Origin of the sequence: Hydrangea phyllody phytoplasma (assembly GCF_036985185.1) — a bacterium.
Taxonomy (GTDB): domain Bacteria; phylum Bacillota_I; class Bacilli_A; order Acholeplasmatales; family Acholeplasmataceae; genus Phytoplasma; species Phytoplasma asteris.
In genome coordinates this window covers 60,812-87,671 of record NZ_BSDA01000001.1, presented here as the reverse complement: position 1 = coordinate 87,671, position 26,860 = coordinate 60,812, and the positions used below count along the sequence as shown (strand labels likewise).

27 protein-coding genes and 5 tRNA genes are annotated in these 26,860 nt (G+C 30.2%); 31 read left to right on the top strand and 1 reads right to left on the bottom strand.

Going from position 1 to position 26,860, the window contains the following annotated elements; all coding sequences use genetic code 11:
- Window positions 1-7 precede the first annotated feature (7 nt).
- From AACP42_RS00510 to AACP42_RS00475, 8 genes are all read left to right on the top strand, one after another.
- The gene (locus AACP42_RS00510; RefSeq protein ID WP_212775316.1) at window positions 8-1,240 is read left to right on the top strand and encodes an acetate kinase; all 1,233 of its coding nucleotides are present in this window, start codon (window positions 8-10) and stop codon (window positions 1,238-1,240) included.
- Window positions 1,241-1,286: 46 nt separating this feature from the next.
- Window positions 1,287-1,374: transfer RNA gene (locus AACP42_RS00505), tRNA-Ser, on the top strand.
- A 438-nt stretch (window positions 1,375-1,812) separates the two neighbouring features.
- A tRNA-His gene (locus AACP42_RS00500) sits at window positions 1,813-1,888 on the top strand.
- An 85-nt stretch (window positions 1,889-1,973) separates the two neighbouring features.
- Window positions 1,974-2,048: transfer RNA gene (locus AACP42_RS00495), tRNA-Gln, on the top strand.
- Window positions 2,049-2,098: 50 nt separating this feature from the next.
- A tRNA-Leu gene (locus AACP42_RS00490) sits at window positions 2,099-2,180 on the top strand.
- A gap of 20 nt (window positions 2,181-2,200) precedes the next feature.
- Window positions 2,201-2,275 (top strand) — tRNA-Trp (locus AACP42_RS00485).
- A 343-nt stretch (window positions 2,276-2,618) separates the two neighbouring features.
- Window positions 2,619-3,308 carry a hypothetical protein gene (locus AACP42_RS00480; protein WP_249402804.1) on the top strand — a complete coding sequence of 230 codons (690 nt, stop codon included), beginning with the start codon at window positions 2,619-2,621 and terminating at the stop codon, window positions 3,306-3,308.
- A 14-nt stretch (window positions 3,309-3,322) separates the two neighbouring features.
- On the top strand, window positions 3,323-3,463 hold the full coding sequence (locus AACP42_RS00475) for a hypothetical protein (RefSeq protein ID WP_212508944.1): 141 nt from the start codon (window positions 3,323-3,325) through the stop codon (window positions 3,461-3,463).
- Here the strand turns inward: AACP42_RS00475 and AACP42_RS00470 are convergent.
- Window positions 3,460-4,185 carry a DUF2963 domain-containing protein gene (locus tag AACP42_RS00470; protein ID WP_212775317.1) on the bottom strand — a complete coding sequence of 242 codons (726 nt, stop codon included), beginning with the start codon at window positions 4,183-4,185 and terminating at the stop codon, window positions 3,460-3,462. The genes AACP42_RS00475 and AACP42_RS00470 overlap by 4 nt on opposite strands.
- A gap of 277 nt (window positions 4,186-4,462) precedes the next feature.
- On the opposite strand from AACP42_RS00470, the gene AACP42_RS00465 reads away from it, so the two are divergent.
- The 23 genes from AACP42_RS00465 to rsgA all read left to right on the top strand — a co-directional run bounded on the left by AACP42_RS00465 (window position 4,463) and on the right by rsgA (window position 26,845).
- Window positions 4,463-5,236 (top strand): S26 family signal peptidase, encoded by a 774-nt coding sequence (locus AACP42_RS00465; protein ID WP_212508942.1) that lies wholly within the window; start codon window positions 4,463-4,465, stop codon window positions 5,234-5,236.
- Between the two features lie 81 nt (window positions 5,237-5,317).
- A complete protein-coding gene (locus AACP42_RS00460; protein WP_212508941.1) occupies window positions 5,318-5,959 on the top strand; it encodes a uracil-DNA glycosylase in 642 nt (213 codons plus the stop codon).
- Between the two features lie 183 nt (window positions 5,960-6,142).
- Complete coding sequence (gene dut / locus AACP42_RS00455; RefSeq protein ID WP_069028337.1) at window positions 6,143-6,595, top strand: dUTP diphosphatase; 453 nt, start codon at window positions 6,143-6,145, stop codon at window positions 6,593-6,595.
- A gap of 593 nt (window positions 6,596-7,188) precedes the next feature.
- Window positions 7,189-8,004, top strand: coding sequence for a 30S ribosomal protein S2 (rpsB, locus tag AACP42_RS00450; protein ID WP_212775318.1), 816 nt, complete (start codon window positions 7,189-7,191; stop codon window positions 8,002-8,004).
- Between the two features lie 101 nt (window positions 8,005-8,105).
- On the top strand, window positions 8,106-8,930 hold the full coding sequence (tsf, locus tag AACP42_RS00445; RefSeq protein WP_212508939.1) for a translation elongation factor Ts: 825 nt from the start codon (window positions 8,106-8,108) through the stop codon (window positions 8,928-8,930).
- 89 nt (window positions 8,931-9,019) lie between these two features.
- Window positions 9,020-9,745 carry a UMP kinase gene (pyrH, locus tag AACP42_RS00440; RefSeq protein ID WP_212508938.1) on the top strand — a complete coding sequence of 242 codons (726 nt, stop codon included), beginning with the start codon at window positions 9,020-9,022 and terminating at the stop codon, window positions 9,743-9,745.
- A gap of 2 nt (window positions 9,746-9,747) precedes the next feature.
- Window positions 9,748-10,302: a ribosome recycling factor gene (gene frr / locus AACP42_RS00435; RefSeq protein ID WP_212508937.1), complete on the top strand. Its 555-nt coding sequence runs from the start codon at window positions 9,748-9,750 to the stop codon at window positions 10,300-10,302.
- A gap of 72 nt (window positions 10,303-10,374) precedes the next feature.
- Complete coding sequence (locus AACP42_RS00430; RefSeq protein WP_212775319.1) at window positions 10,375-11,292, top strand: phosphatidate cytidylyltransferase; 918 nt, start codon at window positions 10,375-10,377, stop codon at window positions 11,290-11,292.
- A gap of 262 nt (window positions 11,293-11,554) precedes the next feature.
- Complete coding sequence (gene tpiA / locus AACP42_RS00425; RefSeq protein WP_212775320.1) at window positions 11,555-12,379, top strand: triose-phosphate isomerase; 825 nt, start codon at window positions 11,555-11,557, stop codon at window positions 12,377-12,379.
- Between the two features lie 179 nt (window positions 12,380-12,558).
- Window positions 12,559-13,356 carry an HAD-IIB family hydrolase gene (locus AACP42_RS00420; protein ID WP_212775321.1) on the top strand — a complete coding sequence of 266 codons (798 nt, stop codon included), beginning with the start codon at window positions 12,559-12,561 and terminating at the stop codon, window positions 13,354-13,356.
- A gap of 261 nt (window positions 13,357-13,617) precedes the next feature.
- On the top strand, window positions 13,618-14,484 hold the full coding sequence (gene fba / locus AACP42_RS00415) for a class II fructose-1,6-bisphosphate aldolase (protein ID WP_212775322.1): 867 nt from the start codon (window positions 13,618-13,620) through the stop codon (window positions 14,482-14,484).
- Between the two features lie 106 nt (window positions 14,485-14,590).
- Window positions 14,591-14,743: a hypothetical protein gene (locus AACP42_RS00410; protein ID WP_212775323.1), complete on the top strand. Its 153-nt coding sequence runs from the start codon at window positions 14,591-14,593 to the stop codon at window positions 14,741-14,743.
- Window positions 14,718-15,029 carry a hypothetical protein gene (locus tag AACP42_RS00405; RefSeq protein WP_212775324.1) on the top strand — a complete coding sequence of 104 codons (312 nt, stop codon included), beginning with the start codon at window positions 14,718-14,720 and terminating at the stop codon, window positions 15,027-15,029. Before AACP42_RS00410 ends, AACP42_RS00405 begins: the two co-directional genes overlap by 26 nt.
- A 165-nt stretch (window positions 15,030-15,194) precedes the next feature.
- On the top strand, window positions 15,195-16,391 hold the full coding sequence (locus AACP42_RS00400; RefSeq protein ID WP_212775325.1) for a phosphoglycerate kinase: 1,197 nt from the start codon (window positions 15,195-15,197) through the stop codon (window positions 16,389-16,391).
- Window positions 16,392-16,551: 160 nt separating this feature from the next.
- Window positions 16,552-17,559, top strand: coding sequence for a type I glyceraldehyde-3-phosphate dehydrogenase (gap, locus tag AACP42_RS00395; RefSeq protein ID WP_212775326.1), 1,008 nt, complete (start codon window positions 16,552-16,554; stop codon window positions 17,557-17,559).
- Between the two features lie 373 nt (window positions 17,560-17,932).
- On the top strand, window positions 17,933-18,613 hold the full coding sequence (locus AACP42_RS00390; RefSeq protein ID WP_212775327.1) for a hypothetical protein: 681 nt from the start codon (window positions 17,933-17,935) through the stop codon (window positions 18,611-18,613).
- A 99-nt stretch (window positions 18,614-18,712) separates the two neighbouring features.
- The gene (locus tag AACP42_RS00385; RefSeq protein ID WP_212775328.1) at window positions 18,713-19,354 is read left to right on the top strand and encodes a hypothetical protein; all 642 of its coding nucleotides are present in this window, start codon (window positions 18,713-18,715) and stop codon (window positions 19,352-19,354) included.
- 149 nt (window positions 19,355-19,503) lie between these two features.
- Entirely contained in the window at window positions 19,504-21,192 is a 1,689-nt protein-coding gene (locus AACP42_RS00380) for a M3 family oligoendopeptidase (RefSeq protein ID WP_212775329.1), read from the top strand.
- Window positions 21,193-21,391: 199 nt separating this feature from the next.
- Window positions 21,392-22,207 carry an ATP-binding cassette domain-containing protein gene (locus AACP42_RS00375; protein WP_212775330.1) on the top strand — a complete coding sequence of 272 codons (816 nt, stop codon included), beginning with the start codon at window positions 21,392-21,394 and terminating at the stop codon, window positions 22,205-22,207.
- On the top strand, window positions 22,183-23,043 hold the full coding sequence (locus AACP42_RS00370; RefSeq protein WP_212775331.1) for an ATP-binding cassette domain-containing protein: 861 nt from the start codon (window positions 22,183-22,185) through the stop codon (window positions 23,041-23,043). Before AACP42_RS00375 ends, AACP42_RS00370 begins: the two co-directional genes overlap by 25 nt.
- A 12-nt stretch (window positions 23,044-23,055) precedes the next feature.
- Window positions 23,056-24,102: an energy-coupling factor transporter transmembrane component T gene (locus AACP42_RS00365; protein ID WP_249291042.1), complete on the top strand. Its 1,047-nt coding sequence runs from the start codon at window positions 23,056-23,058 to the stop codon at window positions 24,100-24,102.
- A 93-nt stretch (window positions 24,103-24,195) separates the two neighbouring features.
- Window positions 24,196-25,446, top strand: coding sequence for a serine hydroxymethyltransferase (glyA, locus tag AACP42_RS00360; RefSeq protein WP_212775332.1), 1,251 nt, complete (start codon window positions 24,196-24,198; stop codon window positions 25,444-25,446).
- 478 nt (window positions 25,447-25,924) lie between these two features.
- Window positions 25,925-26,845 carry a ribosome small subunit-dependent GTPase A gene (gene rsgA, locus AACP42_RS00355; protein WP_212775333.1) on the top strand — a complete coding sequence of 307 codons (921 nt, stop codon included), beginning with the start codon at window positions 25,925-25,927 and terminating at the stop codon, window positions 26,843-26,845.
- The last annotated feature ends 15 nt before the right edge of the window (window positions 26,846-26,860 follow it).

The window sequence follows — 26,860 nt, the reverse complement described above, 5'->3', positions numbered from 1 at the left end:
AAAATATATGAAAATTATGTCGGTAAATTCTGGTAGTTCTTCTTTAAAATTTCAATTATTAGAAATGCCACAACAAGAAGTAATTGTTTCAGGTTTAGTTGAAAGAATCGGTAGCAATCAGGCTGTTTTTACAATGAAGACCAAAGACAAAAAAGACAAACAAGTATTAGAAGTGCTAAATCATCAAACAGCAGTAGAGTTATTGCTAGATGCTTTGATTCAAAAAAAAGTTATTAATACTTTGGAAGAAATCGAAGGAATAGGGCACCGCGTAGTTCAAGGTGGAGAAATATTTAGCGATTCTGCTGTTTTAACTGAAAAAACTCTTGCTCAAATTGAAAGTTTATGCGACCTAGCTCCCTTACATAATCCTGTAAACATCATAAGTATTAAAGCTTTTCAAAAAGTACTTCCCCAAGTTTTTCAAGTAGCTGTTTTTGATACTACTTTTCATCAAAGTATGCCTGCAGTTAATTTTTTATACGCCACTCCTTATTACTGGTACCAAAAATACCAAATTAGAAAATACGGAGCTCATGGTACATCTTATAAATACATAACTGAGCAAATGCAACAAATTTTGGGTAAAAAAAACGCCAAAATCATTATTTGTCATGCTGGCAACGGCGTTTCTTTATGTGCAGTTGATTCTGGTAAATCAGTTGATACTTCTATGGGTTTTACTCCGTTAGAAGGGGTTCCTATGGGAACTCGTAGTGGCAATATTGATCCTGCAGTAGTGAAATTTATAGCTGAAAAAGAAAACAAAACTGTTGCTTGTGTTATCGATGATTTGAATAAAAAATCAGGTTATTTAGGAGTATCAGGTATTTCTAATGACACTCGTGATATTTTGGCAAGCATTAAAGAAGGCAACCAGCAAGCCATTTTGTCACACGACATCCAAGTTAAGCGTATAGTTGATTATATTGCTAGTTATTACGTATTATTAAAAGGAGTTGATGCTTTAGTATTTACAGCTGGTATTGGCGAAAATTCTTCTTTTTTCCGTTCTGAAATTATTAAACGTTTATCAGTTTTAGGAATTAAGTTAGACGAAGAAAAAAACAAAGTTCAAGGCAAACAAGAACTTATTACAACTTTTGATTCTGCAATCAAAGCTTTTGTTGTTCCTACCAATGAAGAACTTGCTATTGCTCAAGATGTTTTGCGTTTACAACAAAATCAAACTAATCAAGATAAAGACGATCAGCAAGAATGTTTTTGCTGTTGCGGCTAATAATTAAATCACAAACCCAATCACTTTTATAGTTTTTGGGCTTTTTGGAGGAATACTCAAGTGGCCGAAGAGGCACGCTTGGAAAGCGTGTAGATCCAAAAGATGCGAGGGTTCGAATCCCTCTTCCTCCGCCAACTAAAATTAGCTATTTTTTGTTAGTTTGCAAAGTCAGTTTCATTTTGATAAAAATAATTTCCATAATTTCGTCGCTCATATTATTTTTTTAAGAACTTGTTTTTTAAGAATTTGTTTTTTAAGGGCTTGTTGTTGGGAAATGTTTTGGTAATTTGTTTTTTTTGCATTTGTTTTTTGCGTTTTTTTGCATTTGTTTTTGGAACTTTTTATACTTATCTTTTTTTCTTTTGAGGTTTTTGGAATGCACATTTTTTATCTCAATTTATTCCCTCAAATCTTTTTTAAACATCGACACCAAAAATATTGACTGCAAAAAACTTATAAAAACACTCAATTATCATTCAAAAAACAACCCACCTAACTTTTTTACTTTACAAATTAACAAAATCAAGGTATAATATTCTATGTTATGGAATTTTAATTATTAAAATTATTTGGCGGTTATGGCGAAGTGGTTAACGCGGCGGCTTGTGGCGCCGATATGCGTGGGTTCGATTCCCACTAGCCGCCCCAGAATATATTTTACAAAATATAAAAATACAAAAATTATTATAAACATTATTTAATAATAAAATATCCAGATTATAAAGTTATATTGAGGCCCATAGCCAAGTGGTAAGGCAACGGACTTTGACTCCGTGATTCGTTGGTTCAAATCCAGCTGGGTCTGCCATTTTATAAGTGTTTATGAGTGATTAACGAACGAAAATAACAAAGTTAAACGCGGGTGTGGCGGAATGGAAGACGCACTAGACTTAGGATCTAGCGCTTAGGCGTGCAGGTTCAAATCCTGTCACCCGTACCATGCAACCTACTTGTAAATGAAGGGATATGATGTCAATGGTAGCATAACGGTCTCCAAAACCGCTCGTTCGGGTTCGAATCCTGATATCCCTGCCAAAAAAATTACCCCAATAAAAATATTTTAATAAAATAAAAAAACAATTAATTTTTTTGACAATCATTTTTTTGCTTTATTAAGATATTTTAAAACGCATTTTTTAATCATTTTGCTCTTAAAATCTAAAAAAACCTTATTTATCTTTTTCAAACTACCCAAAAAAATAACTTTATCTTAAAAAACCACCAAAATCCATTGACAATTGTTTCTTTTTTTGATTAAATAAAGGTGTAGATATAAAGTTTTATGATAAAATAAATATAAGCTATATTTAAGTTTTTTATAAAGCTAACAAATAAAGTATAAAACTTTTACAAACGCTTTTATTAGGAGGTTGGTTTTTTGAGATTTGAAGAATTGGTAACTTGGGTTTCCAATAATCCTTGGATTTTGGTTGTTGGCGCTGTTTTGTTCCCTGTATTGATATTTCTTTTAGTAAAATTAGTGATTAAAACGCTAATTTTCATTTATGTTGTTAATTTTCGTATTGCAGCTTTTTTTAGTCCTTCCAAACCGTCTAAAGAGAGCAAAAACAACGACAATAAAAACGAACAACCTCAAATTCCCAATGTTTTGATTAATAACAAAGACTTTGATTCTAATTGTTTAATTAATTTAAAATTAATGGAGATGATGGACAAAAAAGATAACAACCGTTCGCAAATCGATCTTTTAGAATTAAAGCATAAAATGCTTGAAACTTATTTTAATCAAAAGATCTTTGAATTAGAAATGAAACAAAAAATTAAAGAATTAGAAGAAAAACAACAGCAATCCAAAGCTGATACCATTCCTAATAATGCCCAAACTTTTAACTCACAAAAGAATTTTTGGGATGAAATCCCAGAAACTTTAAAACAAGTTTTAGAAAAATTAAATAACATCGAAGAAATGCAGTTCGAAATTTTACAAGATTACACTAAAAAAACTTATTACAGTTCTGATGATAGAGTTTTGTACGTTCATCCAGAAGACTTTTTGCACATCAATAAAGCTTTAGGACATAAAAAACAACAACAATTAAAAAATTAAATAAAAATATTAGGATGAAAGCATGTAAAAGCCCCTTTTTGCATGCTTTTTCTTTTTATCATTATGAAAAAACTACCTTTTTTAAACTAGTTTTGATTTTGCCTGCAAACAGATTACCTGATTTTTCCTTGCAACATCTTTTCAAACAATTCTAATTACCATTATTTTTTATGACATCACCACTATTAGGATCATAATTATAAACCTCTTTATCATCATTTTTGCTTTGATATTTGTATTTTACACGCCAAATTCTTATTTCTGTTTTGGGGTCATATTTATTTATATAATCAATATTTCCATTAGGGAAATATTTTGTATGTTTGATTTTATTTTGGGTTTGAGGATCATATTCTAAAACATATTCTACTTTGCCATTTTTACTATTATGGTGAGTTTCTTTTATAACATTTCCGCTTTTAGCATCATATTCATACATATATAAAATATTTGATTTGTCTTCTGCAAAACTTATTTCTTTAATTAATTTTTGCGTATGCGGATCGTATTCTTTAATATCTAAGATATTTCTGTCATTTTCAAAGACAGTATGTTTCATTTTATTGGCAGTTTGCAAATCATATTCTATGATATACCAAACACACTTTTCATCACCATTAAACGCTGTGAGTTTAATTTTTTTATTTGTTTTGCTATCATAATCCAAAATATAGTCAATGTTTCCATCCATGTTATAGATTTTTTCTTGAATAACATCCACATTATGATTAGGTTTGTTTTTTGTTGGGCTTATATTATCAATACTAATTATATTATCAATATTGTCAAAAGATTTAAAAATTAGCACCACTAACAACAATAATGTAAAAGTAGTTGTAATAGTTGCGAACCTAGTTCTTAATTTTATAATTTTCATATTTTTTAATTTATTATTGGGAAATTCTTAGATGTAATTTAATTTATCTTTCATTTAATTTATTTATTGTGAGATTAAGCATTTTTATAATACTTTAGATTATATGGTATTTTCAATAATATTATAACATTTATTTTATAATAATAATATTTTTTTAGCACTTATAATTGATTCATCAAAAAAAATCTTGTTCTATGCTATAATTAATTTGTATAGTTGAAAATAATTCATAGTTAATAAATAAAAAAGGAAACAATGATTATTATGGTAATTATTTATGTTCAAAAATAAAACAAAAACTCCGCCACAAAGTCAAAAAACCAAATCTATCTTTTTAATTTTAAAAAAAAGTATGATTATTATTTTAGATTTTTTTCTAATCTATCTCTTTATTGCTTCTTTGGGTAATGCTTTTTTTCCTAAATATTCATCCAAATATCTAGGCATTGCTGCTTTTCCTGTGGCTTCTGGTAGTATGAAACCTTTTTTACAAGGTCCTAAAAATGAGGATTCAGGACAAATAGGGGATTTAGTTTTTATTAGAGGTGTTTGGGACGCTTCCAAACTTATGCCTGTCGGTGCTGTTGATGGGAAACAAATCACCAAAAATCCTACAACCAAACCTTATAAAGTAGGCACAACTCATCCAAAAAACGGCGATGTTGTAATTTTTGAAAACCCTAATTATAATAATCCTAATGTTTCTGAACAAGAAAGACAAGCAGCCCAAAAACATCGTTTTATTATTCATAGAGTCGTTTATAATGATTCAAAAAACGAATTAATTGGCACTTGGGGTGATGCAAATGATACCCAACACAAATACGAACAAAAAATTCCTTATAACAAAATTGTAGGCAAATATGTTTGTAAAGACCGTTATATTTTTCCATCCATCAAAAATTTCTTTTCTGATCTGTTTGCTTATATTGGTTCTTTCTTTGCTTTTTTATTCGAAAATCCCTTATATTTGTTTTTAATAATCGTTTATTTAATGATTATGGCGTATCTCTTATATTCCTTAATTAAAGAATTAAAAGCAGCCAAATAATTACAAAAATGCAATCAAATAACACCAAATTACAAAATAATACAACAATTTTACAATAACAAATCAAAAGGTAAACAATTAATGTGGCAACAAATCATTAATAATCAAAAAACTAAACCTTATTTTAAAAAAATATTTACTTTTTTGCAAGAAGAAAAAACCAATCACAAAATTATTTATCCCAATCAAGAAGATATTTTTGCAGCTTTTAATTTAACTCCTTTTGAAAAAGTAAAAGTAGTTATTTTGGGGCAAGATCCTTATCATGGCAAAAATCAAGCTCACGGGTTGTCTTTTAGTGTAAAAACCTTCCAAAAACCACCTAGTTTATCCAATATTTTTAAAGAATTACAAAATGATTTACAAATTACTGCTCGCACCAATAATTTAACTAAATGGGCGCTAGAAGGCGTTTTGATGATTAATGCTATTTTGACTGTTGAAAAAGATAAACCTTTAAGTCACCATCAAATTGGTTGGCAAGAATTTACCAAAACTATTTTTCAAGCTTTGCAAGCTAAACCAAATATAGTCTATATTTTGTGGGGAAAATTTGCTCAAACCTACGAACAATATATTTGTCAATCCCAAAATTGCATAATTAAAAGCCCCCATCCTTCCCCTTTTTCCGCTCATAGAGGCTTTTTTGGATCTAAACCTTTTTCTCGTGCTAATACTTATTTACAAACTTGTGGAATTAAAGTTGTTGATTGGAATCTTTAACTTTTTTATAATATTTTTAATTTTATAATATTTAAACCTATTTTGTTGAAAATTTTTATTTTTGCCACCTTTTGAATTATTTTTTGTCTCTCGTTTTGTATTATTTTTATTTTGTGATTTTCATTTATTAATTTAAAAGTAAAATTACTAACTACCCCAAAAGAAAGCCAAGGTTTCATTTTTATGAATAAAACAAACCGTTTTTTTGAAAAAGTAAGCAGTTATCAAAATCAAGGAATCAACCTTCCCCAACGTCAAACCAAATTCAGCGCTGGTTATGATTTTGAAGCAGCCCAAAGCATGGAAATCCCACCGCAAACAGTCATTTTGGTTCCCACAGGAATTAAAGCATCTTTTCCTTGGAACGAAGTTTTATTAATTTATGTAAGGTCTTCTTTGCCCTTGAAAAAACAACTAACCCTTGCCAACGGCGTGGGAGTAGTCGATAGTGATTATTATAATAATTTGCAAAATGAAGGTCATATTTTTATTGCCTTGTATAATTTTTCTAAAAACCCAGTTCAAGTTTGTAAAGGCGAAAGAATTGCACAAGGAATTTTTCAACCCTTTTTTCAAATTACCCAAGAAAAAGAAAATAATTTTGCCAGAAAAGGCGGTTTTGGTAGCACAAAGTAACAAAATTGTATCCAAATCAACAAAAACATTGTTAAATGGTTTTAAATATGGTAAAATATGTTAGGAAAAAAGTTATTTATTTTTATTTTTATTATTTCAAAAACATTTTATTGTTTGTTCTTTGTTCTTGGTTTTTAATGCATTTGTTTGTTTGTTGCCGTTTTTGCTACTAGGAAAACCATTTTGCCCGTCAATTTTGATTATTTAATTATTTTTTTAATTGTTATATTTGTGATTTATAAATTTATAATTATCAAATAATTATTAAAACGCCATTTTCCTTCCCCAAACAAACTTGCAAAAAAGCTTTTATTTAATTATAAGGGATGTATAAATGCATTGCTCAAACATTTTTGACACAATTAAAAAATTTAGCAATTTAACACAATATTTGCAAATAGAAATAAAAACTTGATGATGCATCATCATTTTGGATCAATTTTGATACACAATTCACAATTAAAAAATGTATTAAATAGTTAAAATGCAAAAGCCCAAACACAAACAAAATTATCATTTATTTATTTTTTATCATAATTTAACACAATATTTCAAAAAATATCAATTAAAATAAAAAGGAGTTTTTAATAACAATGGCAGTAGTTACAACAAAACAATTATTAGAATCAGGAGTATATTTTGGTCATGCCACTCGCAAATGGAATCCCAAAATGAAACCCTACATTTTTACTTCTAGAAATGGCATTCACATCATCAACTTGAAAAAAACCTCAGAAGAAATTGAAAAAGCTTATCAAGAATTGCTAAACATCATTACTTCAGGCGGCAAAGCTTTATTTTTAGGCACTAAAAAACAAATTCAATCAGCGATTAGAGAAGAAGCGCAACGTTCACAACAATACTACGTGGATCATCGTTGGTTAGGTGGCACATTAACTAATTTCAAAACTATTTTAAAAAGAATCGAATTACTTCATTTGCTCCACAAACAAGAAGAAGAAGGACTTTGGAAAAAACTTCCTAAAAAAGAAGTAGTGCAATTAAAGCGTAAAAGAGACAAATTAGAAAAATTCTTAGGCGGCATCAAAGACATGAAAGACTTGCCTCAAGCTATTTTTGTTGTTGACCCAGAAAAAGAAAGCATCGCAGTTGCCGAAGCGCGCAAATTAGGAATCAAAGTTTTTGGAATTGTAGACACTAACTGCGACCCTGATTTAGTAGACTACATTATTCCTGCTAATGACGACGCTATTAGAGGAGTGAAATTAATTATTTGGTTAATGGCTAATGCTTGTGTTGAAGGCACTGGTGGCGTTGCTGAAAAAGCAGAAACTTTTGATGCTAAAAACCCATTAAAACTTCGAAATTACAATACCCCTAACAAACGTCCTTACCAAGATTCACCAAGAAAACCATCTTACCAAAATCAAAATCAAAACCAAATATAATTAAACTTTTTTTGGTCCTTAACTAACCAATACGCAATTTTTATTTTTACAATTTATAATTAAAAGTAATTAAATCATTAAAATTTAGAATGGAGCAACAAATGAAAATTACAGCCGAAATGATTAAGGATTTACGTCAAAAAACGCATGCTGGAATGAAGGAATGTCACAAAGCTTTACAACAAACTGAAGGCAACATCGAAAAAGCCATCGTGTTTTTAAGAGAAAAAGGCATCATTAAAGCAGCTCAAAAACAAGGACGTGCAACTTCTGAAGGCATAACTAATATTGTTTTTGCTGGCAATAACGCTTTTTTATATGAAATCAATTCTGAGACTGATTTTGTTTCCAAAAACGAACATTTTCAACAATTAGTAAAAGTGCTTGGAGAAATTATTTTAAAAAACCAATTATCTAACGCCAAAGACCTTTTAGCCTTTAATTACCAAAATAAAACTGTTCAAGAATTATTGTTAGAAAAAACCTCAGTTTTGGGCGAAAACATTACTCTTAAACGTGTTTTAAAAGTTACTAAAAAGCCTCAAGAATCTTTTGGAACTTACAAACACCAAGGCGGACGTATTTCTGTTTTGGTAGTTTTAAAAAACGACTGCCCTTCTGTATCAGAAGACATAGCGATGCATATAGCTGCTTCCAAACCGCAATTTTTAACTCCTGACAAAGTAGATCCTACATTTTTAGCAGAAGAAAAAAAGATTTTACATAAACAAACTGCCAAAGAATTATCCGACAAACCCGCACAAATGATAGAAAAAATTGTTGAAAATCGTTTAGGCAAAATGTTAAAAGACATGTGTTTATCAGAACAACCTTTTGTCAAAAATGCAGATCAAAAAGTAAAAGATTATCTTAAAGCCAACAACACTGATGTAGTTTCTTATGTGCGTTGGGAAATGGGCAACTAATAATTCAAAAATCTTTATTTCATACTTTATTTAACAAACTCAAATTTAGACTCTTTTAAAGATGTTGCAGATGTTTATGAAGAAAGGTTTTGTGGATGCATAAAAAAATTCTTTTAAAATTAAGTGGTGAATCCCTTAAAGGCGAATCTTCATACGGAATTGACCCTCGCACCATTAAAAAAATTGCTTGGGAAATCAAAGAAATCAAAGATTTAGGAGTCAAAATTGCCATCATTGTAGGAGCAGGTAACCTTTGGCGCGGACGCACTGGTGAAGAACTGGGTATGGATCGTTCTCAGGCAGATTATATGGGAATGCTTGGAACTATCATGAATTCTTTAGCTTTGCAAGATGCCTTAGAACAAACAAATACCATCACACGCGTGATGACTGCCTTTCCTGTTTCTTCGGTAGCCGAACCCTATATTCGCCGTAAAGCTATTCGTCATTTGGAAAAAGATAGAGTAGTTATTTTAGGTGCAGGGGCTGGTTCTCCTTACTTTTCCACCGACACTGCTGCTGCCCTAAGAGCTGCTGAACTAAACATTGATGTTATTTTAATGGCTAAAAATAATATTGAAGGTGTTTACAATAAAGATCCCAAAAAACATCAAGATGCCGTTTTAATCAAACACATGAAACACCAACAAATCTTATCTCAAAGACTGGCAGTTATGGATATTACAGCCGCTTCTCTTTGTTTAGAAAATAACATCGATATTTTAATTTTTAATATGTTAAAAAAAGGTAATATCAAAAAAGTTGTACTCAAAGAAGGCAACATAGGTACTGTTATTAGTTCAAAAGGAGAATAAATATGCAACAACTTGCCAAAGATATTCTTGCGTCGTTAGAAACTAAAATGACTCAAGCCCAAGAAGTAATGTTAAAAAACTTTTGCGATATTCGCACTGGAACTGCTAATCCTAATATTTTAGATAAAATTACTGTTAATTATTATGGAGCACCCACTTTTTTAAAAACGTTAGCCTCTATTAGCGTTTCTGAAGGCAACCAACTCAACATCAAACCTTACGATAGCACTTTAATTCCTAATATTAAAAAAGTTTTTTTGTCATCTAATCTAGGAATCACTCCTCAAACTGATGGTGTAGTTGTAAGACTTGTTTTCCCCAAACCAACCGAAGAGAGAAGAAAAGCTTTAATGAAAGAAGTAGAGCAACTAGCAGAAAAGACCAAAGTAGCTATTAGAAACGTGCGTCGCGAAGGCAATGACAAAATCAAAAAAGTGGAACTTACTAAAGATTTAGAAACTTTTTATTTAAATCAAATTCAAACATTAACTGATAAAAACATTAAACTTATTGAAAAACACACCACCACTAAAAACACTGAATTATTAAAAGCTTAAAATGATTTCGTTTTCCAAATACAACAATTTTACCCAATTTTTACCTTTCGCTTTAAAAAAATGGAGGTTTATATGATAAAAAAGAGAATAATAACAGGGGCCACCTTAGTTTTATTTTCTTTTTTCTTTTATTATTATGCCCCTTTAGAAATCAAATTTGTAGTTTTTGCCCTTTTAGCAATAAAAGCAGTGCAAGAAATATTTTTTATACTCAAACATCCCAAAGATACCCAAAAACAGACCTTTATTAAATTTGGGTTAGTTGCCACTTCTACTTTATTATTTTTTACAGTTGTTTGTTTGATTTTGTATCCAAATATTTGTCAAAATCAAAACTTAATAAAAGACGCAAAACAATTAAACTTTTTATTCCTTAATAAAGACACATTTGTATCCCTAACAAAATCAACTCCCTCGAACCTAAATTTTTTCCTTCTTTTATTCTTGCCTTTTGTGTTAGTTTTAATAATGCTAGTTTTTTTACCTTTTTTGCAAACTAAAGATGTAAGCAAAACCTTTCTTATCACTTTTTATATTGGTTTTTTGATGGCTTGTCTTTTTTCTTTGTTTTTCCTGCATTGGCATTATTTGCTTTTGTTTTTTTTAGCAGTTATGCTCACTGATTCTTCTGCTTTTTTAGCACGTTTCCCGCGTTTTTGCCCCTTTTTAGGGACAAGACCCCTAGCTTTTCACCTAAGTCCTAAAAAAACTCAAAAAGGTGCTATTTTAGGCACTTTTGGCTCTACTATAACAGTTTTGATGGTCTTTTTATTTGTTGATTGCAACTCTTGCATTAGTTTCCCCATCTATGCTTTTTTAATTTCTATTATTTCTCAAATTAGCGATTTGTTAGCTTCCAAATTTAAAAGAGATTATGGCATCAAAGACTTTGGAAGTTTCCTTCCAGGTCATGGTGGTTTTTTAGATAGGTTTGATTCTTGGCTTTTGAGTTCTTTTTTTGCTCTCATACTCTTTAATTTACCTTTTTAAACAAATCCAAACTACCATATTTATTTATATTTTTTCAACATTTAATCTTTTTGCCCTTGCCTTGTTATGATATAATTTTATTTGTAAATGTTAATATAAAATAATAACTCTTTTCGCGTTTTTCCTTTCTCTTTATCACAAATTTAAATTCAATATTTTAAAACTTTTTAACAATTTCCATTTCAAAAATATTGATTTAAAAAATTAGTTCAAATTTGTCCACCATCTATTTTTTGTAAAAAAAATATTAAAGGAGTAATTTATGAATTACAAACCAAGAACAAAAGTGATTGCAGGTAATTGGAAAATGTACAAATGCAAAGACGAAGCCCTGGAATTCATCCAAAAAGTAAGCTTGCAAGTTCCTGACCAAACCCAAGTCCAAACTTTAATTTTCCCCCAACTTACCTTATTGGATTCCTTAGCACAACTCCAAGGCACTAATTTACAAGTAGGGGCCCAAAATATGTTTTATGAATCCGAAGGCGCTTTTACTGGCGAAGTTTCACCACAAAATTTGCTTTCATTAGGTGTCAAGCACGTTTTATTAGGACACAGCGAAAGAAGAACTTTTTTTGGAGAAACCGATCAAACAGTTAATCTAAAACTTTTATCAGCTCTCAAACACAAATTAGTTCCTACTGTTTGTGTGGGCGAATCGCTTCTTACCAAGGAAAATAACCAAACCCAAGTGTTTTTAGACCAACAATTAACCAACATTTTTGCAGGTGTTCCAGAAGAAGCATTACAAAACATCATCATCGCTTATGAACCGGTTTGGGCAATTGGTACAGGCAAAAGTGCAACTCCCCAAGATGCTAACAAAGTCATTGAAAAAATCAGAGACAAAGTCACTGCAATTTATTCTTCCCAAGCATCTTGTGCCATGAGAATTATTTATGGCGGTTCAGTGTCTGTTACCAACATTAAAACCATTTTAGAACAACCCGCTATTGATGGCATTTTAGCAGGAAAATCTTCCCTCCAAACTGAGGATTTTTTATTTTTTGCTCAAATAGCAAGCAAACAAGCCTTAGCTTCCACTAAAGATATTTTTCAAAAAAATGATTGTCCTTTTTGCTGTTAATTCCAATTTACAATTAGGAAAATAAGACAAACATTTAGCAAAGGTTTTTATTTTAATTTGCTACAATTAATTAATTCATCCCCTTTTTTTTCTAATTTCATTTTTGCATTTTTTCTTTCATTTTTGCATTTCATCATTTTTTGTGTTTCTCAAATACGATAGGATAATAGGAGTTTCAAATGAAACAAAAAAAAGAATCTTTATTTATTTTTGATATTGATGGCACCCTTTTAAGTTCTAAATATAAAAAAATCTTTCCCCAAACAATCAAAGCCATCCAAACTTTAGCCCAAAACCCTGATAATGTTTTAGCAGTTGCCACAGGAAGAAACATTAAAAGAATAGATGTTTTAGGCAATTTGCTACCTTATTTCAAACATTTTGTCTTTTTTAACGGCGGTCTTACTAAATATTTTGATAAAGTAATTGATGATAGACCTTTTAAAAAAGAAGTAGTCAAAGAACTAATCGCAAAAGCCCATCAAGCCAAAATTCACATAGGTCTTACAGGAATGACACAAGAAATTGTACCAAGCCCACAAGACTTAATTCCGCCTTCATTAGGAGAACTTTACTGCACTAATAAAAAATCTGTAGTGGACCCTGAATTTCATCTGCACAACAATGTTTATCAAGTGTGGTTATTCGAACCCAACAAAGAAAAATTGCAAAATTTTCTTAAAGATTTGAAAGATTTGCAAGCTTATTATTGGAGAACTAATGGTGGTGTTGATTTGGTGCCTCAAAGTGTGAATAAAACTTGTGGTATTAAAAAATTAAAAGAATTTTACCCCCATCATCAATTAGTTTGTGTAGGGGACGGCTATAATGATGTTGAAATGCTTAAATTAGCTGATGTAGGCATCGGATTGGAAAACACCAATTGCCAAGAAATAAAAGATAATTGCAATCTTTTAGCTCCTCATATCGACGATGATAAATTCTATGATTTTTTAAAACTACATCATTTAGTTTAATTTTTTCTTTTGGATTTTGATTTTAAAACAGCATGCATTTTTACTTACTTTTATAATTTTTATATTTTTTTCTCTGTTTTGTGATTTTAAAACTGTTAATTTGCATTCCTTTTGACCAACAATAATATATTTTGTTTTTTGCACTTATACTTGCAAAACTACCCAGAATCCTAAATTATTTTTTAGTCCAAAAGCCAATTAACAAACCTCATTAATTACAATTTAGATGCAAATCTAAAACCAAAGAAAGGATTAAGTTAAATGTTAACTTCCGATAAAAATGTTCTTTTAAAAGCGCATCAACAAGAATACGCTATAGCTCAAGTAAATATTAATAATTTAGAATGGACCAAAGCTGCTTTACAAACTGCCGAAGAACTAAAATCACCTGTTATTTTAGGAGTATCCGAAGGAGCTGCGAAATATATGGGAGGGCTTAAAACAGTCGTTGCAATGGTAAGAGAACTAGACGCCTTTTATAAGGTTTCTGTCCCTGTTATTTTGCATTTAGATCACGGTTCTTATGAAGGCGCCAAACAAGCAATGGAGGCAGGATTCACTTCTGTTATGTTTGATGGCAGTCATTATGATTTTGCCCAAAATTTAAGTAAAACCAAAGAAATCACCGAGATATGTCACCAAAAAGGACTTTTAATAGAAGCAGAAGTTGGGGGCATCGGCGGCGAAGAAGACGGCATTATTGGTCAAGGAGAAATTGCAGATCCTCAAGAATGCAAACAAATTGCTGATTTAGGTGTTGATATGCTTGCTGCTGGAATTGGTAATGTGCACGGTAAATATCCTGATAATTGGACAGGACTTGATTTTAGTGTTTTTGCCAAAATTAGAGAACTTACCAACAAACAAACGCCCCTAGTGCTGCACGGAGGCACTGGTATTCCTGAAGACGTGATTAAAAAAGCTATTTCTTTGGGAGTAGTAAAAATCAACGTCAACACTGAATTTCAATTAGTTTTTGCCCAAGCTACTAGACAATACATTGAAGAAAAAAAAGATTTAACAGACAAAGGCTTTGATCCGCGTAAGTTATTAAATCCCGGCTTTTTAGCTATTAAAGAATTAATGAGACATAAATTAGCTCTTTTTGGCTCAATCAACAAAGCTTAATTATTGAATATCAATATTTCCCAATTTTAAATCTTTCCCTTAAGAAAATATAGCTACAATTATAAAAAATTTCTTTTTTACATTTTAGAGAAGAAAGGTCCAAAATATGGCAAGTTCTAATACAAATATGAACACCAACAATACCATAGTTATTGTGTTATTAGCAATTAAAACACTTGTACCTATTGTTGTGGGTATTTTAACCTTGCGCAGTTATTTTAAAGGCAAAAAAATTGAAACTAAACGTTTGTTTTATTAAGTGGTTAATTAAAGATATTAAAATTAGGTTAATTGAATGCGATAATTTTAAACTAAAAGAACAGTTTTCTTTAAAAATTCAATTTATTGTGGAAAGAATTGATGATTTTGAAAAGCAACGGTTAATGGGAGGCGAAATGTTTTTAACTTTTGTAATAGGAGCTTTTACCAATCGCAAATACAACCTTATAGAAGGCGAACTTGACCAATACTTAGAAGAACTAAATGCCATTAAAGACGAATTGCCAGAATCAACAATTGAAAAAATTAAAAAACATAAACGATAAAATAATACCAATATTTAAAAATCATTATTCCTCTAAACGATGGATAAAATAAATAAAATAAAACAACAAAAAAATAAAATTAACCATTCAAACAAACTATTTACTAATTTAGATTAAAAATAACTTAAAAATAATTAATATTTCCTAAGTGAAAGGCATAAATGCATGACAAAATCCTTAACTAATATGAATATTACAAATAAAAAAGTTTTATTGCGAGCAGACCTAAATGTTCCTTTAGAAAACAGCGTTATCACAGATGACAACAGAATTAAGGCTATTTTACCTACTTTAAAATATTTAGTTCAGCAAAAAGCTAAAGTTATTATTTTTTCTCATTTGGGACGCGTTAAAACTGAAGCTGATAAAGCCCATTTTAGCTTGCAAGTGGTAGCTGAAAAAATTGCTTTTTATTTGCAACAAAAAGTAAAGTTTGTTCCAGAAACTCAAGGCAACACCTTAAATCAAGCTGTTGGCCAGATGCTTCCAGGGGATGTTTTAGTAGTCCAAAATACTCGTTTTGAAGATGTTCCTTTCAAAAAAGAAAGTAAAAACGACCCCGAATTAGGCAAATATTGGGCATCTTTAGGTGATGTTTTTGTCAATGATGCTTTTGGTACATGCCATCGCGCCCACGCTTCTAATGTAGGTATTGCAACATATATCAAAGAAAAATGCTTTGGTTTTTTGGTCGAAAAAGAAATATCTTTTCTCAAAAAAATTGTCCAAACTCCTCAAAGACCTTTGGTTGCTGTTTTGGGTGGCTCCAAAGTATCTGACAAAATTGGAGTTATTCGTAGTCTTTTGCAAAAAGTTGATGTTCTTTTGATAGGTGGAGGAATGAGCTATACTTGTCTTAAAGCCAAATGTTTTAACATAGGAACTAGTTTGTTAGAAGCAGACAAAATCCCTTTAGTAAAAGAATTATTAGCTTCTCCAGAAGTCAAAAAAATCGTTTTACCTAAAGATTTTGTTTGTGGCAAAGAATTTTCGCCAACAACACAAGCAGCTGTTTATAGTTATGATAATATTTCTGATGATGTAATGGGACTTGATATCGGACCTCAAACAATTGAACTTTTCAAAACGTATTTACAAACGGCTCAAACAGTTGTTTGGAATGGTCCTGTAGGAGTGTTTGAATTTGAACAATTTTCTAAAGGAACCAAAGCTTTAGCCCAAACAATAAGCAATCTTTCGCCCAATACAACTACCATTATTGGTGGTGGCGATAGCGCTGCTGCAGTCTTTAAATTCGGTCTAGATCAAAATTTCAGCCATATTTCTACGGGTGGAGGCGCTTTTTTAGAATTTTTAGAAGGAAAACCAATGCCAGGGCTTGCATGTATGGAGAAACTGTAATCACAACTCCCCTATTTTTATTTTATTTTTTGATCATTATTATTCTTCAAATTACCAAATATTACAAACATCACAAAATAAAACAATCCACACAACCAACAAATAGATCCATCATTTACATTAAAAAAGGATAAAAAAAGAAAAAGAGGTTTAATTAATTATGAAAGTTAAAGTAGCAATTAATGGTTTTGGGCGTATCGGTAAATTAGCCTTTCGTCTTGTTTTTGGAAATCCTAAATTTGAAGTAGTAGCTATCAATGATTTAGCAACTTTAGAAACTATTTCTTATTTATTAAAATACGACAGCATTCAAAAACCTTACAAATTAGACGCTGTTAGTTTTGAAGACAACTATTTAGTAGTTGAAGGACAAAAAATTCCTGTGTTTCAAGAAAAAAATCCTCAAGATTTACCTTGGAAAAAACTAGGAGTAGATATTGTTTTAGAATGTACAGGTTTTTTTACTAGCAAAGAAAAAGCAGCTCTTCATTTAGAAGCTGGAGCTAAAAAAGTGTTAATTAGTGCTCCTGCTACTGGGGATGTAAAAACAGTTGTTTACAATGTTAATGACCAAATACTTACTAAAGAAGATGCCATTGTAAGCGGGGCTTCTTGCACTACTAACTGTTTAGCGCCCGTTGTTAAAGTTTTAAATGACAACTTCGGCATCAACCAAGCTTTTATGACTACCGTTCATAGTTACACCAGTGACCAAAGTTTAATTGATCAAAACCATCCCAAAGGCATTTGGACACGTCGCGGTAGAGCTGCAGCCTTTAATATGGTGCCAAGTTCTACTGGAGCTGCCAAAGCTATTAGTTTAGTTATTCCTGAATTAAAAGGAAAACTAGATGGTACAGCAATTAGAGTTCCTACAATTGCAGGCTCTTTAGTTGACCTTACCGCAGAACTGACTCAAGAAGCTACTCCAGAAGCCATCAATGAAGCTTTCAAAAAAGCTGCTAATGAAACCCTAGCCTACGTTACAGATCCTATTGTTTCCTCAGATGTTATTGGAACAAGTTATGGTTCTTTATATGATTCTCACACTTTGCAAGTCCTCAAAGAAAAACCTAAATTTATTAAATTAATGTCTTGGTATGACAATGAAATGAGTTATGTTAGTCAATTAGTAAGATTGCTTCACAAAGTAGCAACTTTAGTTTAATCCTTTTTGAACCTATCTTTATTACAAATAAAACTCCTTAGATTATTTTTTTGAAAGTGGTCTATTTTCTTTATTCTCTCCTTTGCAACTCTTCAAAAATATTGTTATCACTTTATTATTAATTAAATTTATTATCAATATCTTTTATTAATGATTTTCTATTGGCGATCATCCCACTATTTTTTCTCCACTTTTTTCCCTTAGTTTATATTTTTATTTGCAACATTATATTATTATAAAATATTATCAAAACCAATAATTATTCCCTTGCTAAAAATACCCCCTTCACCTTTATTTTATTTTTTTACCCCAATTATTACTTTGCCTGATGAAAAGTAATTTTGATATTTCTTTAGAAAGAAATTAATCTCATATGCTAAAAACCAACAACAAAGAAACAAAAGTTTTTTTCTCCCCCTTGCAAAAACACATTATTGCTTCTACTTTGTTAGGATTCACAATTGTGTTAGAATTTGCTTATGATAAGTTAGGGATTGCCAAAATGGGAGCAAATATTGGCTCTTTTATTAAAGTTTCTCTCCTTCCCTTAATTTTAATTGGTTTTTTATTAGGCAAAAAACATAGCTTTCTTTTTTGTACTCTTTATGCCTTATTTCATCTATTTAAAGCTATTTTTTTAAGTGAATCCACCAATATTTTAGCTTATATGCAAGCCCAACAAATGCGCTCCTTACAACAAATTGCAGTTTTACTTTTGGATTATCTTTTAGTTGATTTATCTTATAGTCTTTCTTTTGTTTTTTATACCCCTAATTTAAAATATTTTGATAATTATAAAAGCATTTTACTTAATTTATTAATAGTTTTTGCCTCTGTTTTTGCTTTTAAATGTTTGGCTTCTTATTTTATTTGGTTGCCCCTTATTGCAAATAAACAAAATTATTTCCCCTTTTTAGCTCCCCTAATCAACTACCCTATTATTTGGTGTTTTTGTTATAATTTAATCCCCGTTTTTGCTACTTTTATCTTTATTTTTATTTTTTTATTTTTCTTAAATCCTAGAATTAAAACTTACCTTAACTATTATAGATAATTTTTGCCCCCTCCTCTTTTTTCCTCAATGTTGTCAAAGAACATTTTATTAATTCAATATAAATAATAAAATTACATACACAAAGAAAAGAGAAAAACTATGAATAATAATTTTAATCGCAATCTAAAACTTTTAAGACAAATTATCCTAACTTCTTTTTTAACTTCCTTATCTATTGTTTTATCTAAAATACTACAAATTATATTCCCAGATAAAACAACATCTTTTCCAGGGTTTCATTTTATTCATATAGATGTAAATATTCTTGTCTATGTGCGTTTTTTACCTTTAATTGTAATGTCTTTTTATGTTCCTTGGCATCTTTCTTGCCTGGGTGCTTGTTTGGCTGAAACAATTGGATATTTTGTAGGATATGGTTATGAATTTGGTTATCAGTTTGAACTGATTGCTAATTTAGCTTGTGTTTTATCGTTTGGATTATTACCTGGTTTGTTGTTAAGACCCCAAGATAATTTTTTAAAAATGTATTTAGTTGTTGTCATGTTATCAGCTTTATATCAAACATTATATTGGTATGTAATGTTAAAATGGTGGTGGACAGCCGAAATAAATATTTTTTCCCAAGATATTACCATCCAACAAATTGCAACAACTATGGTAAATAAAGGGCTCTTTATTGCTTTGCCCCTTGTCTTTGTGACTTCCCTTTTTGTAGTTATCCTTTTAAAAGAGCTGTTTAAAAGATTGCAATTTTTTAGCAGATACTTACGAATTTTATAAGAAATAATCAAATTTATTAGTTTATAATTAAAATGTAGTTATTCGACAATAAAATATTTTTTCAAACTAACATAAATAAAATTAAACTTGCCACGCCGTTGCTATTTAGATATTTTTCATAAAAATTAAAAAGATAGGATTAAACCAAAGTGAAATTTCAAGATTTTGAATATCAAAGAGTGGATATTGTTCAAAACAAACAAACTATTTTGCCTATGATAGAGGCTTTTTTGGATGCTTCCTTACCAGAACAAATTAAAATTATTAACCGTCTTAATTCATTAATGGATGAAATTAATTCCATGTTTACTTTGGCAGAAATTAGGCATAGCCTAGATGTAAAAGATACTTTTTATCAACAAGAAAAACATTTTTGTGCCCAAAATGCCCCTTTGCTAACCGAATTACAACATCAATTTAGCCAAACTATGGTAAAAAGTAAACATTATGACGCCTTAGTACAAGAATTTGGGACCCTGTTATTTGACCAAACCAAACTATTTTTAAAAACATTTGACCCTAAAATTATTCCTTATTTACAAGAAGAAAATACTTTAACAACCAAATATCAAAAATTAATTTCTGATCCTTCTGTTGCTTTTGAAGGCAAACTTTATAATTTAAGTCAAATGGCTCCTTTTTTGGAATCGTCCCAAAGGAAAACTAGAAAAAATGCCCAATTAGCTGTTTCGCAATTTTTTGCTAAAAATGAGCAAGAATATGACCTTATTTATGACCAATTAGTCCAAACACGAACCAAGATGGCTCAAATATTGGGATATTCCAATTTCGTTGCCTTAGGTTATGATCTTTTAGGACGCACTGATTACGATGCTAACCAAATTGCAGATTATCGCGCCAACATTTTAAAATATGTTTTGCCGTTTTATACCATGACTCAAAAACGTAAATCCAAACGTTTAGGTATTGCTAAATTGGAAAGTTATGACAAAAGTTTTAATTTTTCAAGTGGCAATCCCAAACCTCAAAGAGGAGTTGATTTTCAGTTAACCCAAGCAAAAAAAATGTATCATGCAATGTCTCTCCAAACCAAATTATTTTTTGATTTTCTCTTAGAAAAAAATCTATTAGACCTAGATAGCAAACCCAACAAAACAGGCGGTGGATACTGTACTTACCTTCCTAAATATAGCGCTCCTTTTGTTTTTGCTAATTTTAATGGCACAAGTCATGATGTAGATGTTTTGACTCACGAAATAGGACACGCCTTCCAAGTTTATCAAAGTCGTCATTTAATTCCTGAGTATCGTTGGCCTACTTTTGAAGCAGCTGAAATTAGTTCTATGGGAATGGAATTTTTAGCTTATCCGTGGGTAAAAGATTTTTTTGCCCAAGATGTAGACAAATATCAATTTCTACATTTATCCCAATCCCTTAATTTCTTACTTTATGGTGCTTTAGTGGATCATTTTCAACATGAAGTTTATCAAAATCCTCAAATGACTCCTGCTCAAAGAAAAGAGCGTTGGCGTAATTTGGAAAAAAAATATTTGTTGTTAGAAACTTATGAAGACGATCCTTTTTTAGAAAAAGGTACTTTTTGGTTCCGTCAAAGCCACATTTTTTCTACTCCTTTTTACTACATTGACTATACTTTAGCCCAAGTTTGTGCTTTAGAAATTTGGCTTTTAAGCAAGCAAGATTATTCCAATACTTGGCAAAAGTACTTAAAATTATGTCAATTAGGCGGTTCACAAACTTTTTTAAACCTTTTAAAAACTACAGGACTTACTAATCCTTTTGAACCTAATCACTTAAAAAACATTGTTTCTTTTGTAACTTGTTATTTGCAAAAAATTGATGATACTAAATTTTAATTACACCATTTTATAACAATTTTTCACTCTTTCCACAAAAACTCAATCTTATTTTATATCTTATATTACGATTTGCGATTCGTTGCAAAAGTGGTTTTGCCTTTTTCAAACTAACCTCCCCTCGAAATAAATCAACTACCTCAAAAATGCCCCATCAAAACTACCAAACAAACAAAGAAAGAAAGAAAAATTTAAAGTTATGATATCTATTCAAAATTTAACTTTTTATTACGGTTTTAATCCTATTCTCAAAGATCTTAATTTAACCATTCAAAATAATTCTTGGGTTTCTATTGTTGGTCATAATGGCTCGGGAAAATCTACTTTAGCCAAAATTTTAGTAGGGCTGCTTTCTTGTACCAAAGGACAAATTTTAATTGACAATATCGTTTTAAATGAAAAAAATTTGTCCCTTTTGCGACCTAAAATAGGTATGGTTTTCCAAAATCCTGATTATCAGTTTACAGGACTTACTGTAAGAGAAGATATTGCGTTTGGATTGGAAAATTATAATGTTTGTAGAGAAGAAATTATAGCCAAAGTTTGGCAATATGCCAAAATGGTAAAAATAGATGATTTATTGGACACAAACGTGAATCAACTTTCAGGGGGACAAAAACAACGTGTAGCAATTGCCTCCATTTTAGCGATGGAGCCCGAAATTATTATCTTTGATGAAGTAACTTCTTTTTTAGATCCTCAAGGCGCTTTGGAAGTGCAAAAAATTATTCAAACCATTAAAAATAAAATTTTGATTACCATTACTCATGATTTAGAGTTTGCTACCAAAAGTGATGAAATTATTGTTCTTGATCAAGGAAAATTAATTACCCAAACCCCACCCCAAAACCTTTTTCAAGACCCTTTATTTTTGCAACAATATAAATTAAAACCTCCTTTATCATTAGAGCTTTACTATGAAATTTTAAAAGACAGCACCACTAAAAATATTAAAAATAATCAAATGTTAGAAAATTTAAAGGATATTTTATGGCAATACAATTTGAAAAAGTAAACTTTTATTATAAAAAACCACCCCACCCCCCCCAAAAAACTACTGCCACTTTATCTGACATTAATTTAAAAATCAATTCTCAAAATGAATTTATTGCTTTAGTGGGGAAAACCGGTTCAGGCAAATCGACCTTAGTGCAATTAATGAATGCTTTGCTTACCACAAATATAGGAAAAGTAACAGTTTGTGGCACTACCATAACTTCTAAAACAAAAAAAGAACTCTTAGTGCCCTTGCGCCAAAAAGTAGGTTTAGTTTTCCAATTCCCTGAATATCAATTATTTGAAATAACTGTTTTAAAAGATGTAATGTTTGGTGCTGAAGTTTTTTTAAATAACAAACAACAAGCCCAAAAGCAAGCTTTCAAAACTTTAGAACAAATCAACATTCCTCCCGCTTTACATCAAAAATCTCCCTTTCAAATTAGTGACGGACAACAAAGAAAAGTCGCTATTGCAGGTATTTTAGCCATGCAGCCTGATATTTTAATCCTTGATGAACCTACACGTGGTCTTGATTTGGAAAGTAGCTCTGATATTATGGATTTTTTACAAATTTTGCATCAAACATTTCACAAAACTATTATCATTATTACTCATGATATGAATTTGGTTGCCCAATATGCAAAACGTGTTTTGGTTTTGTCTCAAGGAAAATTGCTTTTTGATGGCACAAAAGAAACTTTTTTTGAACACTCCCGATTTGAGCAATTTAACTTAGATATTCCTGATACTTTTAAAATTTTAAAACATTTAAATCAAACTTTAGGAATCCCCTTTCAAGCACACTATTGTTTTAGCACCCTTGCCCAATATTTAAAAGAATTTTATTGTTAAAAGGTATTATTGATGAAAAATAATGATTTTACAAATAATAATTTATCCCACCCCTCTTTATCGCGTTGTTTTTTGTACCAACTCCATCCTTCTATCAAAATTCTTGCTTTTGTGTTGCTGTTAGTTTTTATTTTAAAATTGCCCATTAATGTTGAAAATATTGCTCCAAATCAAGTTTTTATTTTTGCAAACCCCAAACGCATCACTTTATTTTATCTTTTTTGTGTGGTAGCTTTAATGAGTCTTTGTTTCTTTTTTGGAGTAACTTGGAGTTATTTTTGGCAAAGAATTAAACATTTAAGATTTGTTTTTATTATTTCTTTGGTAATAAATTTAGTTCCTTCGGAAGATACTTCTTTTAATGCTTTTATGCGAGCTCAAATTCCTATTTTAAGTTATGATGCCATCCATTCTTTTTGGTTGTTTTTAATATGTATTTTATTGTATAATTTCACTAAAAAATATATTCCCTTTAAATTATCTTATTTGTTATTTTTGCTTTTGTGCGTCTTTGTTATTCCTTCGTATTTTCCTTCCAATATACAAGAAATTTTGGGTTGCAAACCTAAAAATTATATATTGCAAACGACTTCTTTTCTAAGAATTTGTTTTATTATGACAAGATTGTTTTTAATTGTGATGTTGTTTTTTTTATTCAATAAAATAACTTCTTTTATCGAAATTCAAGATGGTCTAGATATTATTTTGTCTCCTTTAAAAAAACTCAAAATTTCTACTGAAACTTTTACTTTGATGCTTTCTTTAATTTTTATGGCTAATTCTTTTTTATTGCAAGAAACCAATAAAATTTTAAAAGCTCAGACAGCAAGAGGCATGGATTTGCACAAAAAAAATATTTTTAAAAGAATTAATCATCTTTTAGCCTTATTGGTTCCTATTTTTGTGTTGGTTTTTAAAAGGTCTTTGGTAATTTCTAATGCTATGGAAGTAAGAGGTTATGTTTTGGGAGCTCCTCGCACCAAAATGATTACTTATCGTTGGAAAATGCTTGATTTTATAACCATAACTACCATTTTTGCTCTATTGTTTATCAAATAAATTCGTATTTGTAAATGCTTTTATAAAACATTTTGTTTTTCCAATAATTACATTGAATGCCTAAAAATAAAAAAAGAAAAAGGTTGTGCCCAAATGAATCAAAAGTTAGGATTAAAAGACCAAGATCAAGAAATCTTTGATCTTATTGAACAAGAAAAAATTAGACAAAAAGAAAATATCTTATTAATTGCTTCGGAAAATTTTGTTTCTCAAGCAGTATTAGATGCCCAAGGAAGCATTTTGACTAACAAATATGCAGAAGGTTATCCTCAAGCTAGATATTATAATGGTTGTAAAAATGTAGATCAAATAGAAAAAATTGCCATTCAAAGAGCAACCAAGCTGTTTGGTGCTAAATATGCAAACGTCCAACCTCATTCAGGTTCACAAGCCAATATGGGAGCATTTCAAGCCTTATTAAAACCTGGTGACAAAATTTTAGGATTATCTTTAATGGATGGAGGACATCTTACTCACGGTCATAAATTAAGTTTTTCTGGTGGTTTTTATGAAGCTCATTTTTATAATGTCAATCCCCAAACTGAAATGCTTGATTATGATGAAATTCGTAAAGTTGCCTTAAAAGTTAAACCTAAATTAATTATTGCAGGATATTCGGCTTATTCTAAAACTATTAATTTTAAAAAGTTTCGTCAAATTGCTGATGAAGTTAATGCCTATTTAATGGCAGATATTGCCCATATTGCAGGTTTAGTTGCTTGTGGGCTTCATCCTTGTCCCTTTGAAGCTAACGCCGATGTTGTTACTTTTACTATGCACAAAACGCTGAGAGGACCGCGTGGAGGTTTGATTTTAACCAATAAAGAAGAAGTATTTAAAAAAATAAATCGTGGTATTTTTCCAGGTATTCAAGGAGGACCTTGTATTCATACTATTGCAGCTAAAGCTGTTGCTTTTCAAGAAGCGATGATGCCTTCCTTTAAAGAATATCAAAAGCAAGTTATCAAAAATGCAAACACCTTTGCTAAAGCCTTCCAACAAAAAAGTTATCGCATTGTAAGTGGAGGCACTGATAATCATTTATTTTTAATTGATGTTAAACATAAAAATCCTGAGTTTACAGGATCCAAAATTGCAAACATGTTAGAAAAAATAAATATTGTTGTCAACAAAAATACCATTCCTTTTGATCAAGAAAAACCTTTTGTGACAAGCGGTATTAGAATTGGCACACCTGCTATGACAACAGTAGGTTTTAGAGAAAATGATTTTATTTTAGTTGCAGATTTGATGGACAAAGCTATCAATCACTTGGACGACGAATCTTATTTAGCCCAAATTAAACAACAAGTTTTGGCTTTATTAAGTAAATTTAATAAGTAAAAAACAACATCCCTATTTTCAAACATAAAAATAATTATTTTGTAATCCTACATTTTTTCTTGCCTAATTCCATTAATAAAATATTAATAAAACATTAACAAAAGACTCCTTTTTATTAAGGGGTCCTTCCTTTTTTATGTAACAATTTTTGCCACCCCCCAAAACTTTTTTATTTTGCAACAAACATCCCATTTGTCAAAGCCACACCCATAAAAACATTAGCAAATAAACTCTGCTTTTGCTTATTTAAACCCAATTTATCTTTATATGTAATTATTGTTTTTTTATATGTTATAATAAAAATAATTAATGGTTTTTTTAATTAATTATAAAAAAGTTACTCAAATTAGAATAAATTAGTATCTAGCATTTTTTATCGCACACACACAGACAATTTAAAAATTTTTAAAAAGTAATTTAGACAAAATAAGAAAAAAATAATTAAAAAAGATTTCAAAATATAAAAAGGAGTTATTATTTGGAAAAAGCTTTAGTATTAAGATTTTTGGCTGGAGTTTATTATATTAAAGATTTAAAAACTCAAATTATTTTGGAAGCTAAAAAAAGAGGCAAATTAAAAACCCCTGATATCAAAACTACCCAAAAAGAAAATAGTTCTGCCTCTGACTTTATTATTAAAGTAGGCGATATTGTGTTTTATGAACTTTCTTGTGATACTTATTTAATTCAATCTATTTTGCCTCGTAAAAATGAATTAAAAAGACCTAATGTTGCAAATATTGACCAGGTATTGCTAGTTTTTTCCTTAGTAAAGCCCAATTTTCAATTTTTTTTATTAGATAAGTTTTTATTAATTTTAGAACAACAAAAATTAGATGTAGTTTTGGTTTTTTCTAAAATAGATTTGTTAGAACCCGAAAACCTTACAACAATGCAACAACAATTATCTTATTACCAAAAATTTCAACCCTTTTATTATATTAACTCCAAGCAAAAAATAGGAATAGATGCCCTTAAACACATTTTTGCTAATCAAATTACAGTTTTGGCAGGACAAACCGGAGTAGGAAAATCGACCTTACTCAAAGCCTTAATTCCAGATGCCAAACTCAAAACACAAGAAATTTCTGAAAGTCTTGGCAGAGGCAAACATACCACCAAAAACGCCCAATTATACGAGTTTAATGGTGGATTTATTGTTGATACTCCTGGTTTTTCCAAACTAGACTTAACTACTTTTTGCCCTAGGACTTTAAAGAATTTTTATCCTGATTTTGTAGAACATGTTTGTGATTGTTTTTTTGGTGAAAGTTGTCTTCATTTGCAAGAAGAAAAATGTGGCGTTAAAAAAGCCTTAGAAAACGGCAAAATACTTCCCTTTCGATATCAAAATTATGTGAGCTTTTACGAAGAAATCAAAAACCAACTCAAATATTAGTTATTTTTTATTTTT